Below are 14,063 nucleotides of genomic sequence, written 5' to 3' on the forward strand. Positions count from 1 at the left end.
GGTTGACGGCCGGGCGGCTCAGGACATCGGCCCGCCGGCGACGTCGAAAGATAAGCCATCGTAGCCCAGGTTGACACCTTTCGGGAGGCGGGCATCCACCTCGGCGTGCAGGATGCTGTGCGTCATGTGGATCAGGTAGGTCTGCCGGGCCCCGAGGTGCCGCGCCACGGCAACGGCCTCGTCGATGGTGAAGTGGGTCGGGTGGGGTTCGTAGCGCAGGGCGTCGAGCACCAGCACATCCAGGCCGTGCAGCCGGGCGAGGCTCTCGTCCGGGATGCGGCTGGTGTCGGTGAGGTAGGCGAAGCGGCCGATGCGGTAGCCATAGAGGGGCAACGCGCCGTGAAAGACCTCGACGGGCTCGACGTGCACCGACCTACCCGTGCCATACCGGCTTGCCACCTCGAACGGCCCTTCGACCGCTCGCAGGTGGAGCTTCGGCACACCGGGGTAGGAGCCGTCGCAGAAGATGTACCGAAACATGCTGCGGAGCACGTCGGCGGTGTTGGGCCGGGCAAAACAGGGGATCGGAGCCCGGTTGTCGAAAAAGAAGGGACGCAGGTCGTCCAGGCCGACGACGTGATCGAAGTGGTGGTGGGTGAAGAGGACGGCATCGACACGACGAAAGCCCTCGCGGAGGGCCTGCCGGCGGAAATCCGGCCCCGTGTCGATGACGAGGTGCAGGTCGCCGCAGGTGACCAGGCAGGCGCAGCGGGTCCGGTGGTCGCGCGGGTCGTCGGAGCGGCAGACGCGGCAGTCGCAGCCGATGACGGGCACCCCGGTGGAGGTGCCGGTTCCCAGGAGGGTCACCTTGAGCGGCGGGGCGTCAGCCATCCTCCTCCTCCATCGCGTCCGGCACCGGTCGCGCCACGGTCTCGCGCTGCGTCCAGGCCGCTTCGAGCGCCGCCCGAACGGCGGGCTTGAGAAAGACCGTCTCGACGGGCAGCTCGCGCAGGGCGTCGGCCAGCACGGCCAGGTGTACCTCGGGCGGGTGCCGCTTGTTGAGCACCACGACCTCCTCCTCGCCCACCTTGCAATACCCGCCCCGGAAGTGCCCCTGCTCGCAGCGCACCTGCACCCCCATCCGGCGGACGGCGTCCTCCAGCTCCCGGACGATCTGCTGCAACTTCATGACGACCAGCCGAACCTGTGGCGTTTTACGCTATGCCGGCCTGCTCCGACGGCCGGCACCAACCCAACCCCGGAAACGCCACCCATGTTTCAGCCCGCCTCGCCGCGGCACGGCCGGGCGACCCGGCACCGTCTCTTCGCCACGCAGCAGGTACGCGCTCACCAGTTCGCCCCGATCCGGAAAAACTGCTGGCTCCCCCGGTAGTCGAAGAAGTCGTTCGCCAGAAAGCCGGAGCCGCCGGCGTTCCAGGTCTGGCGGCGGTAGCCGGCGCCGGCGGTGAGGCCGAAGCGCCCCGCGAGCCTTGCCAGGTGCACCTGTACGTCGGTGTCGACAAACGTCGAGAGGCCCGTCGTATCCCCGAAAGAGCGCAGGGCCAGCCCGACGGCCGGCAGGGCACGGGCCTCGAGCACGACCCGTGGACCGGCGAGACGGAAGCCCACCCCACCGCCGAGACCGATCACACTGAACTCGAAGGCGTCGAGCAGGCCGTCGTCCGTCCCGGGCCGCGACACCCGGCGGAACCCGCTGTGCAGGGCCACCGGCACGAAGAAGCGGACCCGGCTGCCCTCCTCGAACACGAACGGCTCGACCTCCCCCCAGAGCATCAGGTTCACGTCGAGCAGGCGGCGGTCCTCCCCTTCCGTTCGCTGTTCGCCGAAAGCCAGCGCGGCGAAAAAGTTGGGCCGTGCGTAGCTGATCCCGGCGACGGGCCCGTCAAAGTCGAAGGTGGGGTCGGGGCGCACGGTGCCGTCGAAGGAGAAGCGGACCCCGTAGTAACCGACGGTCAGGGCCTGGGACGGCCCGTTGGTCCCGCCGAAGGTGGGGCGCTGGGCGACGACCTGCAACAGGCCGATCGTTGCCCACCCGGCTCCCACGAGCAGCAGGATGCCGGCCCGCCGCATCACGTCACCTCCTTGCCGGTCTCGGCGTCGAAGAGGCGGAAGCCCAGCGGGTCGAGGGCGGCATCGGTCTCCAGGCGGACCCGGACGTGGTGCTTCATGCGCCAGCGCCCGACGCAGTTGATCAGCCCGCGCCGCAGATAGGCCGCCGTGAAGGGGTGCACCCGCAGCCGGAGCAGGCCCCGCCGCCCCTGTTCCTTGTAGGCGACGATCCCCCGCTCGATTTCCTCGACCAGTGCTTCCGGTGCCCGCACCGGCATGCCGTTTCGCTCGGCCGGCACGGCGGCTTCCGGCTTCGGCGCTTCTGCGCCCCCCGTATCCTCGTCGTCCGTCGTGCCGTTCGGGCCGCTGAAGGCCGTGGTGATGCTCGGTCGCAGGCGTTGCCGGGTGATCTGCATCAGCCCGAAATCACTCATCGGCAGGATCTTGGTCACGGCCCGGTCCCGCCGGAAGGCTTTCCGCATCTCGTCGAACACCTTGCGGCGGTTGCGTTCATCCCGCATGTCGATGAAGTCGACCACGATGATGCCGCCGAGGTCGCGCAGGCGCACCTGCCGGGCGATGGCCCGGGCCGCCTCCAGGTTGACCTTGAGCGAGTTCTGTTCCTGGGTCAGCCCCTTGCCCGCTCTTCCCGAGTTGACGTCGATGACGTGCATGGCCTCGGTCTGTTCGATGAAGAGGTAGCCGCCCGAGGGCAGGTTGACCCGGCTCTCGAAGGCTTCGGCCACGGCCCCGGCGATGCCGGTCGCCTCGAAGATCGGCTTGCGGCCCTTGTAGTGCTGCACAGCCGGGGCCATCTGCGGCGCCACGGCCTGCACATACCCCTTGATGTTGCGGTAGACGCGGGGATTGTCGATCAGGATGCGGTCATAGTCTTCCGAGAACAGGTCGCGGATGACCGAAGAGACCATGTTCACGTCTTCGTGGACGACGAGCGGCGGGTTCGGCTTGCCGGCCAGCTTTTGCTCGATCTTACGCCACTTTTCGAGGAGCAGGCGCAGGTCGGTGTCCAGGTCCTTGGCACTGCGTCCCTCGGCCACGGTGCGTACGATGACGCCGAAGCCGTCCGGCACGAGGCTTTTGGCCAGGGCCCGCAGGCGACGGCGCTCCTTGTACGAATAGATTTTTTTCGAGACGGCCACGTAGTCGGCCAGGGGAACGAGCACGAGGAAGCGCCCGGCCAGCGAGATGTCGGTCGTGACGCGGCTGCCCTTGGTCGAGATCGGCTCCTTGCTGATCTTGACCAGGATGCGCTGGTCCCGCCGGAGGTAGGATTCGAGGGGCCGGTCGCGGGGGGTGTCTTCGTCCGGAGGTGCCGGGCGGCCAGTGGACGTTTCCTGCTTTTCCGCGCCGTTCTTGTCTTTGCGGCCGCGGGATCGTCGCTGCGCGGAGCGGCGCCGGCTGCGCGTCCGGGCATCGGCCACGGCATGATGGGCCTTCTGCTCCGGCTCGGCCTCGCCGTCCGGGGGGGAAGACGCCTCTTCGTCCGGCCCGGCGCGGTGGGGGTGCCGGCTGCCTTTCGGGCGGCGGCGCTGCGGCCGGGCGCGGTGATGCTCCGACCGGAGCGGCACCTTCTCTACCGAAGGCTCGGTCTGTTCGAGAAATTCGAGCCAGGCGGGCAGGTTTTCGGCCAGGTCGGAAAAGTGAAGGAAGGCATCCTGTTTCTGCCCGATGTCGATAAACGCCGCCTGGATGCTTGGCATGATACGCCGGACGCGCCCCAGGAAGATGTTCCCGATCGTGCGCTCGTTCTCGGGGTTCTCGATGAACAGTTCCACCAGCTCACCCTCTTCGAGGATGGCGATACGGGTCTGTTCTTTCTCTGCGTTGATGATGATTTCCTTGCCCATACAAAAAGCTCGTGCGTGCCATCCCGGGGCTGGTCCTCACGTGGCGGGTCCCCGGTGGGGGGTAGCCCGGCCGTTGCGCGTCGGGGTGCCGTTCCCCACGAGCCGAAGCAATCCGGCCCGCTTACCGGGCCTCCGGCAGCAGCAGGCGCCGGCGCATACACGCCGGAAGGCAAAAGAGGAGCCGAAACGGGAGGTGTCGCCGTACGCGTGTGCACACAGGCGGTCCCGGCCGGTATGGCGAGATGCTTCGCGGTGTGAGATCGGACCGTAAAAGACCAGCCCCAGGAGTGCCTGACGCACTCCTTGAGAAAACGAAGTAGCAGTGAGAGGAAAAACAGCGTCGCTTTTATCAAGCGATCTATCAACAGATCGTCACGCAAAATAAACCACGAAATGGCAGGTGGTGGTCGGCGGGTCGTTCTGCAAACGACCCGGGTGGGCGGCCGGCGCAAGACCGGGTCACAGGGTATGAACGCGCCCGGAACCCGGTCTCCCGGCGGCAAGCCGGGGTTTCGCAAGGCCGCACACGACTCATGAGGATAATGATTTTTACACTTCCCCGCCTCAAGGCGGAAGGTTCCTGCTTCGCAGACGGTAGCTCGACGACAGGCCGATTGGACGCGTGACGCGGAACGCATCCAATCCGTCTTACACCGTCTCCACAGGCTTTTTGCCCCGAAGGGCTCGGGTATGCCCTACCCTATAGCGTTGGTCCATGCTATTGAAGGCGTCGTTGTGCAGCGCGATGTAGCCGCACCCTTCACGGGTGCGCTCCCCTCTCCGCCGGCGCGCCCGGGCTAACGGGACGCGCAACGCGTCCAGATCCGCGGCTACACGTGCGCCGTTCGCTAAGGGCAGCCATGCCCTCAATAACCATGACCTCCGCTATACCGAAAATCAAGGGGACCGCTTTTGGTTATCAAGCAGCATAAGTACGACTCCGCCTTGCCTGCAGGGTTCCCGTTCGGTCGTATGCGCACCTGCTTACGGGAAGCGAAGGGAGTCTGCGTATCCCGCTGGCTGAAGCCAGGGGTTTCAGGCCGGGCCAAGCGGCCTCTGCCCCCCTCCGAACCTCCCCTTTTTCTTCGAAAAATTGTCGATTCCGGCAAATGATCCCGCCGGTCCGGGTATCTTTGATCCTGCGGGCCGTACCCTGCCCTATCCTCCCGGCAGCGGCCCCGGAGCCCCTGCCTTTAACATAAATTCTCCTTGTCGCCAGAGCCGCTGCTGTATATTCGATGCAGATCGGCCACGGTTTTCTCCCGGTCGCTCTTGCTCCTCTCCAAACCGGCAGGCTGCCATGGCAACACAAGAGACGCCCCTCATCCAGGCACGCGGTCTCGAAGGCGTCGTAGCGCTGGATTCCGAGCTTTGCTTCATCGACGGGCAACAGGGGACGCTGATCTACCGGGGCTATGACATCTTCGACCTGGCCCGTCACACCTCGTTCGAGGAGGTTGCCTACCTGCTCTGGAACGGTCACCTCCCCAACCGGTCGGAACGGGACGAGCTGCTGGCCCGGCTCCAGGCCGAACGTACCCTGCCCCCGATGGTGGCCGAGCTGCTGGGCATGACCCCTGAGGACGCCAGCCCCATGGCGGTGCTCCGCTCGGCCGTCTCGGCGCTGGCCCTTTTCGATGCCGAGGCCGACGACCCGTCCCCCGAAGCCAACTACCGCAAAGCCATTCGCCTGACGGCCCGCATCCCGGTCCTGCTGGCCGCCTTCGACCGGCGGCGCAAGGGCCTGCCGCCCGTCCCCCCGCGCAAGCACGGCAGCACCGCCTTCGACTTCCTCCACATGCTGACCGGCGAAGAACCCGGCGAGGCGGCCGAACGCACCTTCGACACGTGCCTCGTCCTGCATGCCGAGCACGGCCTGAACGCCTCCACCTTTGCCGCCCGCGTCATCGGCGCCACGCTGTCGGACATCTACTCGGCCGTCACCGGAGCCATCGGCGCCCTCAAAGGCCCCCTCCACGGCGGCGCCAACATCGAGGTCATGCGCATGCTTCTCGAGATCGACCGCACCGGCCGCGACCCGGTCCAGTACGTCAAGGAGAAGCTCGCCCGGAAAGAACGCGTCATGGGGTTCGGCCACCGGGTCTACAAAACCCTGGACCCCCGGGCCGCCATCCTCCGCGACATGGTCGAGGCGCTGAGCGAAGAACGCGGCCAGCGCAAGTGGTACGACTACAGCATGAAAATCATGGAGACCATGGAACGGGAGAAAGGACTCTACCCGAACGTGGACTTCTTCAGCGCCCCGGTCTACTACATGCTCGGCATCGCCCCCGACCTCTTCACGCCCATCTTTGCCATGAGCCGCATCACCGGCTGGACGGCCCACCTGCTCGAACAGTGGAAAGACAACCGCCTCATCCGCCCCCGTGCCGCTTACGTCGGCCCCCGCAACCTGGCCGTCAGGCCTCTCGACGAGCGCTGACGCAAGCCGCGATCCCCGCGACCAGGCTTTTTCGGCGACGCGGGAGCCGGAGGCTTCCCTACGGCCACGGGGGCAGGGATCGTCCTGCCGGTCTCATCGTATGAGGTTTTCACCGGCCCGACACCCATGCCGGGCGGCACGGGCTTTGCTGAACAGACGCCACGCCGTCCACGTGTTCCGCGACGCCTGCTCCCTTCATGGTCATCCCCCGTCCCTGCCTCGCCTACCTCGGCCTGCTGTTGATGCTGGTCGCCGGCCTGCCGGCGGCCCGGGCGCAGATCTTCAAGCTCCCGCCGCCCGACACGACCGCCGGCAACTTCTTCGGCGTGGCCGTAGCCCTCGACGGCGACCGGGCCCTCGTGGGAGCCAGCGGGGCAGGCAGTTGCGGGGAGAATGCGGGCGCGGCCTACCTGTATGAGCGCGACCCGGCCCGCAACGAATGGAGGCTCCAGGCCCGGCTGCTCCCGAGCGACTGCAAGGCCGGGCAGTTCTTCGGGCGGGCCGTAGCCCTCAGCGGCGACCGGGCCGTCGTCGCGGCCTTCCGTCCTTTCTTCAGCACGGCCCTCTCGAATGCCGTCTACGTTTTCGAGCACAACCCGGTCACGGGCCTCTGGGAAGAGACGGCCCGGCTCACGTCGAACCGGACCGAGGAGGAAGGCGCCTTCGCGGCCTCCGTGGCCCTCGACGGCGACCGCCTGCTCGTGACCGCCGCCGGCGACCCCGCCGGCCGCCGCTACGGCGGTGCCGCCTATCTCTTCGAACGCGAGCCCGGCGGGCGATGGAAACAGCAGGCCCGCCTCACCGGCGACGACGACCTCCGCTACGGCCTCTTCGGCACCGACGGCGACCTCGACGGCGACCGGGTCGTCGTCGCGGCCTCCACCTACTTCGCCAACCGGCCCGGCTCCATCTACCTCTTCGAACGCAACCCCGCCTCCGGTGCCTGGGAAAAGGTCGCCCGCTTCGGCCACATCGACGACTTCTTCATCTCGGTCGACCTCTCCGGGGACCGGGTGATCGTCGGAGAGAGCCGGGACGGGCCGCACGGCTCGGGACGGGCGACGCTCTTCGAACGCAACGCGGAAGGCCGGTGGCAGCAAACCGCCACGCTTGCCCCCACCCAGCCCTACAAACAGGGGGGGTTCGGCACCGAGGTGGCCCTCGACGGCGACCGGGCCCTCGTCGTCGGCTACGACGAGCAGCTCAGCTTCGAATTCAACATCGACCGGGTCGTCTATGTCTTTGCCTATGACCCCGAAAGCCGGTCCTGGGAGCAGAAACGCATCCTCGACGTCGGGGAAGTCGCCTTCGGTTCGGCCATCGACCTCGACGGCCCGTGGGCCCTCATCGGGCAGGCTTCCGAACAAAAGCCCGGGCAGGTCTACCTGGCCCGCCTTCCCTGACGCACCACCCGGAGCCGTCCCGCTACCATTGACCGGCCCGTACCGACCACCGGGCCTCATACGGGCAACCCCGCCCGCCCGGCCACGTATACGCCATGCTGTATCAATAAAAACAACATCATAGTGTAATATTTTTTGGCCCAAATACGTAACCCTCCCGCCTCCACGTCGTAAGGTTGGGACACGTCATTTCTATCATCATAGCCTGACAAGGGGGAGGGTTCAGCTATGAGAAAACATATGACACGCGCGACGCTGGCCGTCGCCGTGCTCCTGCTCGGCTGGGCGGGCGTCGCACAGGCGGCCCCCCCGGACGACGACCCGCAGCACCTCTACGACGCGGCCCGCGAAGCAGTCGAAAAGGCCCGGTGGGACGTCTTCAGCAAACGCCTCGTCGAGGCCCTGCACACGAAGCACGACGGCCTTCGCGAGGCCGCCATGCGCCTGATCATCCAGTATGGCGACCGGGTGGACGTGAAGGATGCCGTCTTCGACGTGATGCGCCTCTACCGGGATCACGACGACGAAAACCTGCGCCGCATGGCCATCGTCACCCTGGGCAGCATGAAGAGCAACTGGGCCATCAGCTTCCTTCGCCTGTCGGAGGAATACGAGAAATCGCCTGCCCTGAAACAGACGATCCGGGCCGTCGTGGCACGGCATCACAACGGAGGCTGAGCCGCATCCGGGCGTATCCAAAGCAAAAAACCTGCATGCAAGCATGCAGGTTTTTTTGTCTTCACGATAGGTGCGAGACGGATCACACGGGCCGGATCGGGATGCTGACGCGGGTATGGTCCCACGTCATGACCAGGTTGACCCCGTTTTCCGCCTCCTCGAACTCGATCGTGAAGGCCTCGTACAGCTCCGGCGTCCGGGTCACCGGCACGGTGAAACGCAGCACGTCCTCGTCCGGATTATAGCGGAACGCGCCCCACTGGCCGAGAACGCCATTGAGGATGACGGTCCACTGATTCTCTTCCGGGATGGTGAAGAGCGCATAGGTACCGGCCGGCAACCGGTGACCGGCGATCTCGATGTCTCCGGTCGTGGTCAGCTCGGTGGCCTCGTTGGCACCGGTGCGCCAGACTTCCCCGTAGGGGACGAGGCCGCCGAAGATCTCGCGATCCCGCTTGCGGGGCGAGGAGTAGGTAACCTTCAGATAGGTATCGCCGAGCATGGTGCGGGCGATCATGGTCGGGCTGGCCCGGGGCTCGGGTGGGGGAATCACCTCGGCTTCCTGCGCGCGTAAGGACGTCGCGGTGAAGGCCGCCAGCAGCAGGGCCAGCGCCGGCAAGAGGGAGCATCGTGTCGGGTATCGCATAGGTCAGAGCGGGTTGGGAAACGGGCTTGAGCCGGGAGAACGCGTTCCGGCCTCCTCAGCGTTCGAGCGGGCGCACCGTGACGTTCTCGAGCACGATCTCGGAAACCGGCCGCAGCCGCCCTTCCTCGAACAGCGTGTCGTAGTGCTCGATGTCGCCGGGGCCGAGCGTGTCGGCCGTATAGTTGCGGTAGTCGGCAAAGCGCACCCCGCCGACGTACCGGACGTTGAACGCCTCCCGAAAGCGAGAGCCGGTCTCGTTCGTGTAATAGTAATAGGCAAGATAGTCCATGGTGGCACGGTCCTGATGGAACCAGTACACGAACCGGTCCTGGTAGTCGCGCCCGCCGCCTTCCTTCCGGAACGTGATCTCGACCTCGTGATACGGCTCGCCCCGGAGGGTGTCGAGGCCGAGATAGCGTTTCTGCACGGCCGGGTCGTTCAACGGGAAAGGCAGCAGGGCAAAGTATACGACCGAGTTGACGTCTTCCTCCACCTTCAGCCGCTCTTTCTCATTCAGCGCCACCACCTCTCCGTCGACCGCGCGGAAGAGCGTATCATTGGCGAGCACCTCGCGCACGGTGCCGGTGGTGTCGGTATAACGACGCTCATACCGAAAGAGCCCGTCCTCCCGGGTGACGGTGAAATGCGCACCGCGAAAGTCGAACTCGACGACGGCCCGGCGGAGCACCTCGCCGCCGTGCGCGGCCATGGCAGCGTCGACGATAGCCTGGGGATCGGGCGGGGCATCGCTGCAGGCGAGTGCGACAAAAAGCACCGGCAGGAGCACGAAACGGACAGGAAACGTAGCAGGCATGGCGTACGGGTGGCCGTGGGGTTTCAACCGGACCGGCCGGGGGGGGCCGCATCGTCCCGGTAACGTCGACGGTGGTGCAGTTTCTGGAGCTGCCGTTCGATGACCAGGTCGGCCAGGAGGGCCGGCAGATCCGCCGGGGCCGCGTCGGTGAGCGCACGGGTCACCTTCGCCTCGGCCACGTCGATGCGGTAAAGGATGCTCATGAGCAACCCCGGGTTCCGGTCGAGCAGGAAACCAATGCGTTCGATCAGAAACCGACGGACGTCGTCGAGCGTGATCGTCCCGGCCGGCACGGACAGGGCCGGGTCCACCGGGAAGGTCGCCGCCAGCAACCGCAGCGTCTCCGAGGGCAGGTGTGGATCGTCGGGCATGAATGCCGCTGAATCGATTCGCGCAGGGTCGTGTGACGCGGTGGGCAGGGATACGTCTTCCCTACGGCACTACAAAGAAACCGCCTTTCGGATCCTGCCCCGGGAGCATGCGTTTAGGGAAACGCCGGCATCGGGCAAATCTTCTGGCTCATCTCCCCGCTCATCACCGTGACGAAAAGCGACATCATCGACCGCGTGGCGACCGGAACCGGTCTGACCAAAATCGAGACGGAGGCCGTCATCAACGGCTTCATTGCCGTCGTCAAAGCCGCCCTGCGACAGGGAGAGCGCGTCGACCTCCGGGGGTTCGGCGCGTTCAAAGTGCAGCACCGGGCCGCCCGGACGGCACGCAATCCGCGCACGCGCGAAGAGATCGAAGTGCCACCACAGTACGTTCCGGTCTTCAAGGCATCCCGGGAGCTCCGACAGGACGTCGACGAGGCCATGAAGACGGGCAAGAGCGAAAAACCTGCGTGACGACAAACCGGATACCATGAAGGAGCTGGTCTGCGAAGGATGCGGGGCACGACTGCCCGGGGAAGCCTCCCGTTGCGATCTCTGTGGCACGCCGGTGGAGACGCCCGGCGCCGGGGACGCAGCGGAAGCCATCGGCGCCGCCGGAACGGAGCCCGGTGCAACCCCGGAAGCCGTGCCCGCCGGGATTTTCTGCAACGCCTGCGGCTGGTCGAACCCGCCGGCGGCCCGTTTCTGCAGCCGGTGCGGCGCCCGCCTGGATGAGCGGGTGGCGGCCCTCCACGGGGTCGCTGCTCCGCCCCCCTCCTCCCCCGGCACACCGGCCCCGCATGCGCACGCGGCGCATGCCGGACCCACTTCCTCCCGGGCTTCGTCGCCGGCCGGCGTGGGACGGCAGGTCGGTATCCTGATCGGTGCGGGCGTCCTGCTCGTGCTGGGGCTTTACCTGATCACCCTCGTCAGCAAGGGGGTCGAACGCGGTCCGGCCCCGGCGCAGCCCGCCGCCCAGGCCGCCCCGGCGCCGGCGACCGGCCCGCTCCCGGAAGACGTCGCCGCCCGGGCCGAAGCGCTGGCGGAGGAGATCAACCGCCTCACCGGCGAAGCCGCCCTCGAAAAACGCCGCGAACTCGTCCGGCTCTACGCACAGGCCGGGCGGTACGACCTGGCCGCCGCCGAGCAGAAAAGCCTGGCCGAGCGTGAAAACACCGAGGAAGCCTGGGTCCTGGCCGGCAACCTTTACTACGACTGGATGGAACGGCAGACCGGCACCGCACGCACCCTCTTCGCCCGCCAGGCCATCGCCGCCTACCGGAAAGCCCTCGAGATCAACCCGGACAACCTGGACGTGCGCACCGACATGGCCATCGCCTACCTGTACGACCCGGAACAGCCCATGAAGGCCATCGAGGAGACGAACGCCGTGCTGGCACGCGACCCGAACCACGTCCAGGCCAACTTCAACCGGGGCCTCATGTTGCTGCAGATCAACCGGGTCGATCAGGCGCTGGAACAGTTCGAAAAGGTCAAAACCATCGTGGGCAACCCGAACGACCCGGTCTACCAGCGCGCCGAGCAGGTGATCGCGACCCTGCGCAACCAGCAGACGGGCGCCGGCGCCGGATCCTGAGACGCACCGGTCATCCGCCGTGCAGGAACGCTCTTGCCGCCCGCCCCCTCAATGAGAACACCGGGACCAACGCTTCCCTTGCCGACAAGGTTTATCGACCCGGAACCTCCTTCGCCCCCACCGCTAATCGCCGACTGGTACAAGGAGCATGGAAAAGCTGTTTACCGAATCCGACCGTGCACGCATCCGGGAGGCCGTGCAGGCCGCCGAGGCACGAACCGCGGGCGAGATCGTCCCCTACGTGATGCCGGAAAGCGGGCGGTATGAGGTGGCGGTATGGCGAGGCGCCTCCCTGGCGGCCCTGCTGGCCCTGTCGGCGACGGTGCTCGCCTCGACGCTCTACGAGGGGTGGGGGCTGGCCTGGCTCTACACCGGCTGGGGGACGGCCGCCGTCGCCGTGGCGGCCGGCATGCTGGGGGCGCTGCTGGCCGCGTACGTGCCGCCGCTCAAGCGGCTGCTCACCGGCCCGCGCCTGCTCGACGAGACGGTCCACCGGCGGGCCATGCAGGCCTTCGTCGAGGAGGAGGTCTTCAACACGCGCGACCGCACGGGTATCCTGCTGTTCATCTCGCTCTTCGAACATCGCATCGAGGTGCTGGGCGATGCCGGTATCAACGCCCTCGTCTCCCCGGACGACTGGGCGGAGGTGGTGCTGCGCATCCGGGACGGCATCAAGACCGGCCGGCCGGCCGACGGCCTCATCGAAGCCATCGACCTGTGCGGCCGGCTGCTGGAACGCAAGGGCGTCCAGCTCCGCGCCGATGACGAGAACGAGCTGCCCGACGCGCTCCGGATGCGACGGGACCCGTCCTGAACCGCCGCGTCCGGTCAGCCCCCCACCAGCACCCCGGCGATGGTCGCCGTCATCATGTTGGCCAGCGTGCCGGCCAGCACCGCACGCAGGCCGAGCTGGGCCAGCTCCGACTTGCGCGAGGGCGCCAGCGGGCCGATACCGCCGATCTGGATGGCGATGGAGGAGAAGTTGGCAAAACCGCAGAGTGCAAAGGTGGCCATGGTGATCGTCTTCGGCGAGAGCGCGCCCGCGCCGATGAGGTCCGCCAGCTGGGTGTAGGCCACGAACTCGTTGGCGACGATCTTCGTCCCGATGAGAGCGCCCAGGTTCATGGCGTCGGCCCAGGGGGTGCCGATGAGCCAGGCCAGCGGCGCCAGCACCCAGCCGAAGAGCTGCTCCAGCGTGAGCGTGCCGCCGAAGAGGCCGGCGCCCCAGCCCAGCGCCCAGTTGATCATGGCGATCAGGGCCAGGAAGGCGATGAGCATGGCGCCCACGTTGAGGGCCAGCTTGAGGCCATCGCCGGCCCCGGCGGCCGCCGCATCGATCACGTTCTTCGTCGACTGCTCCACCCGGGCCCTGACCGTGCCGCGCGTGACCGGCTCGTCCACCTCGGGCACCAGGATCTTCGCCAGCAACAGGGCCGCCGGGGCTGCCATCAGGCTCGCCCCCAGCAGTTGCTCGGCAAAGAGCAGTTGGGCCGCCTCCAGCTCCAGTCCCCGTGCCTGTGCAAAGGCATTCCCCAGGATCGAGATGTAGGCGACCATCACCCCGCCGGCAATCGTCGCCATGCCGCCCGTCATCACCGCCATCAGCTCCGAATACGTCATCTTCTCCAGATACGGCTTCACGACCAGCGGCGCCTCGGTCTGCCCGACGAAAATGTTGGCCGTCACCGAGAGCGATTCGGCCCCGCTGGTGCGCAGCAGCCGCGTCACGAGCCAGGCCATCGCTTCCACCACCCGCTGCATGACGCCCAGGTGGTAGAGCACTGCCATCAGCGAGCCGAAGAAGATGATCGTCGGGAGCACCTGAAAGGCGAAGAAGCTGCCCATGCTGCCCTCCATGCCCGGGCTGATTGCCAGCCGGCCGAAGACGAACTCGGCCCCGGCCGTGGTAAAGTTGAGCACGAGCACAAAGAAGGAGCTCACCCAGGAAAAGAACGCCTTCGGCCAGCCCAGCGGGGCGAAAACCGCCCCCATCTCCTCCCCCTTCAGGATGAAGATCGCCAGGACGAGCTGGAGCCCGAGCCCCGCTCCCACCGTGCGCCAGTTGATGTGCCGGCGGTTGTTCGACAGAAGAAAGGCAAGTCCCAGAATGACCACCAGCCCGAGCAGGCCGCGCAACAACGCTACGAAGTCCATAGGGCGCACAGGAAGGGAAAACGAACGGGAACACGGGTGGGCCGCATCGCCGGAACGGAGCCGCTCCGGGAGGGCA

At 67.0% G+C, this 14,063-nt stretch carries 14 protein-coding genes; 6 read left to right on the forward strand and 8 right to left on the reverse strand.

Annotated features, from left to right (window positions below):
• Positions 1-18: 18 nt before the first annotated feature.
• The 4 genes from GQ464_RS06730 to GQ464_RS06745 all read right to left on the reverse strand — a co-directional run bounded on the left by GQ464_RS06730 (position 19) and on the right by GQ464_RS06745 (position 3,878).
• Positions 19-831: an MBL fold metallo-hydrolase gene (locus GQ464_RS06730; RefSeq protein WP_166976831.1), complete on the reverse strand. Its 813-nt coding sequence runs from the start codon at positions 829-831 to the stop codon at positions 19-21.
• Complete coding sequence (locus GQ464_RS06735; RefSeq protein WP_166976832.1) at positions 824-1,129, reverse strand: hypothetical protein; 306 nt, start codon at positions 1,127-1,129, stop codon at positions 824-826. Before GQ464_RS06735 ends, GQ464_RS06730 begins: the two co-directional genes overlap by 8 nt.
• A 158-nt stretch (positions 1,130-1,287) precedes the next feature.
• The gene (locus GQ464_RS06740) at positions 1,288-2,031 is read right to left on the reverse strand and encodes a hypothetical protein (protein WP_228350689.1); all 744 of its coding nucleotides are present in this window, start codon (positions 2,029-2,031) and stop codon (positions 1,288-1,290) included.
• A complete protein-coding gene (locus GQ464_RS06745; RefSeq protein WP_166976834.1) occupies positions 2,031-3,878 on the reverse strand; it encodes an Rne/Rng family ribonuclease in 1,848 nt (615 codons plus the stop codon). Before GQ464_RS06745 ends, GQ464_RS06740 begins: the two co-directional genes overlap by 1 nt.
• A gap of 1,300 nt (positions 3,879-5,178) precedes the next feature.
• Here GQ464_RS06745 and GQ464_RS06750 point away from each other — a divergent pair.
• The 3 genes from GQ464_RS06750 to GQ464_RS06760 all read left to right on the forward strand — a co-directional run bounded on the left by GQ464_RS06750 (position 5,179) and on the right by GQ464_RS06760 (position 8,402).
• Entirely contained in the window at positions 5,179-6,321 is a 1,143-nt protein-coding gene (locus GQ464_RS06750; RefSeq protein ID WP_166976835.1) for a citrate synthase, read from the forward strand.
• A 197-nt stretch (positions 6,322-6,518) separates the two neighbouring features.
• Positions 6,519-7,724 carry an FG-GAP repeat protein gene (locus GQ464_RS06755; RefSeq protein ID WP_166976836.1) on the forward strand — a complete coding sequence of 402 codons (1,206 nt, stop codon included), beginning with the start codon at positions 6,519-6,521 and terminating at the stop codon, positions 7,722-7,724.
• A 240-nt stretch (positions 7,725-7,964) separates the two neighbouring features.
• Positions 7,965-8,402, forward strand: a complete 438-nt coding sequence (locus GQ464_RS06760; protein WP_166976837.1) for a hypothetical protein — start codon at positions 7,965-7,967, stop codon at positions 8,400-8,402.
• An 82-nt stretch (positions 8,403-8,484) separates the two neighbouring features.
• Here GQ464_RS06760 and GQ464_RS06765 read toward each other — a convergent pair whose 3' ends face one another.
• From GQ464_RS06765 to GQ464_RS06775, 3 genes are read right to left on the reverse strand one after another with little or no spacing between them, the layout of a single operon-like run.
• Positions 8,485-9,048, reverse strand: a complete 564-nt coding sequence (locus GQ464_RS06765; RefSeq protein WP_166976838.1) for a DUF2911 domain-containing protein — start codon at positions 9,046-9,048, stop codon at positions 8,485-8,487.
• Between the two features lie 55 nt (positions 9,049-9,103).
• Positions 9,104-9,862, reverse strand: a complete 759-nt coding sequence (locus GQ464_RS06770) for a DUF6503 family protein (protein ID WP_228350690.1) — start codon at positions 9,860-9,862, stop codon at positions 9,104-9,106.
• Between the two features lie 23 nt (positions 9,863-9,885).
• On the reverse strand, positions 9,886-10,233 hold the full coding sequence (locus GQ464_RS06775) for a hypothetical protein (protein WP_166976839.1): 348 nt from the start codon (positions 10,231-10,233) through the stop codon (positions 9,886-9,888).
• A 168-nt stretch (positions 10,234-10,401) separates the two neighbouring features.
• On the opposite strand from GQ464_RS06775, the gene GQ464_RS06780 reads away from it, so the two are divergent.
• The 3 genes from GQ464_RS06780 to GQ464_RS06790 all read left to right on the forward strand — a co-directional run bounded on the left by GQ464_RS06780 (position 10,402) and on the right by GQ464_RS06790 (position 12,647).
• The gene (locus GQ464_RS06780; RefSeq protein ID WP_228350691.1) at positions 10,402-10,710 is read left to right on the forward strand and encodes an HU family DNA-binding protein; all 309 of its coding nucleotides are present in this window, start codon (positions 10,402-10,404) and stop codon (positions 10,708-10,710) included.
• Positions 10,711-10,726: 16 nt separating this feature from the next.
• Positions 10,727-11,833 carry a double zinc ribbon domain-containing protein gene (locus GQ464_RS06785; RefSeq protein ID WP_166976840.1) on the forward strand — a complete coding sequence of 369 codons (1,107 nt, stop codon included), beginning with the start codon at positions 10,727-10,729 and terminating at the stop codon, positions 11,831-11,833.
• Between the two features lie 148 nt (positions 11,834-11,981).
• Positions 11,982-12,647 carry a TPM domain-containing protein gene (locus GQ464_RS06790; RefSeq protein ID WP_166976841.1) on the forward strand — a complete coding sequence of 222 codons (666 nt, stop codon included), beginning with the start codon at positions 11,982-11,984 and terminating at the stop codon, positions 12,645-12,647.
• Positions 12,648-12,661: 14 nt separating this feature from the next.
• Here the strand turns inward: GQ464_RS06790 and GQ464_RS06795 are convergent, their stop codons facing one another.
• On the reverse strand, positions 12,662-13,987 hold the full coding sequence (locus GQ464_RS06795; protein WP_166976842.1) for a NupC/NupG family nucleoside CNT transporter: 1,326 nt from the start codon (positions 13,985-13,987) through the stop codon (positions 12,662-12,664).
• Between the last annotated feature and the right edge of the window lie 76 nt (positions 13,988-14,063).

The sequence above is a fragment of the Rhodocaloribacter litoris genome (assembly GCF_011682235.2).
In the GTDB taxonomy this organism is placed as follows: Bacteria; Bacteroidota; Rhodothermia; order Rhodothermales; family ISCAR-4553; genus Rhodocaloribacter; species Rhodocaloribacter litoris.

Excerpts from the sequence above, each read along its gene's own strand:
- GQ464_RS06730 (WP_166976831.1), bottom strand. The coding sequence starts at position 831 with ATGGCTGACGCCCCGCCGCTCAAGGTGACCCTCCTGGGAACCGGCACC.
- GQ464_RS06735 (WP_166976832.1), bottom strand. The coding sequence starts at position 1,129 with ATGAAGTTGCAGCAGATCGTCCGGGAGCTGGAGGACGCCGTCCGCCGG.
- GQ464_RS06740 (WP_228350689.1), bottom strand. The coding sequence starts at position 2,031 with ATGCGGCGGGCCGGCATCCTGCTGCTCGTGGGAGCCGGGTGGGCAACG.
- GQ464_RS06745 (WP_166976834.1), bottom strand. The coding sequence starts at position 3,878 with ATGGGCAAGGAAATCATCATCAACGCAGAGAAAGAACAGACCCGTATC.
- GQ464_RS06750 (WP_166976835.1), top strand. The coding sequence starts at position 5,179 with ATGGCAACACAAGAGACGCCCCTCATCCAGGCACGCGGTCTCGAAGGC.
- GQ464_RS06755 (WP_166976836.1), top strand. The coding sequence starts at position 6,519 with ATGGTCATCCCCCGTCCCTGCCTCGCCTACCTCGGCCTGCTGTTGATG.
- GQ464_RS06760 (WP_166976837.1), top strand. The coding sequence starts at position 7,965 with ATGACACGCGCGACGCTGGCCGTCGCCGTGCTCCTGCTCGGCTGGGCG.
- GQ464_RS06765 (WP_166976838.1), bottom strand. The coding sequence starts at position 9,048 with ATGCGATACCCGACACGATGCTCCCTCTTGCCGGCGCTGGCCCTGCTG.
- GQ464_RS06770 (WP_228350690.1), bottom strand. The coding sequence starts at position 9,862 with ATGCCTGCTACGTTTCCTGTCCGTTTCGTGCTCCTGCCGGTGCTTTTT.
- GQ464_RS06775 (WP_166976839.1), bottom strand. The coding sequence starts at position 10,233 with ATGCCCGACGATCCACACCTGCCCTCGGAGACGCTGCGGTTGCTGGCG.
- GQ464_RS06785 (WP_166976840.1), top strand. The coding sequence starts at position 10,727 with ATGAAGGAGCTGGTCTGCGAAGGATGCGGGGCACGACTGCCCGGGGAA.
- GQ464_RS06790 (WP_166976841.1), top strand. The coding sequence starts at position 11,982 with ATGGAAAAGCTGTTTACCGAATCCGACCGTGCACGCATCCGGGAGGCC.
- GQ464_RS06795 (WP_166976842.1), bottom strand. The coding sequence starts at position 13,987 with ATGGACTTCGTAGCGTTGTTGCGCGGCCTGCTCGGGCTGGTGGTCATT.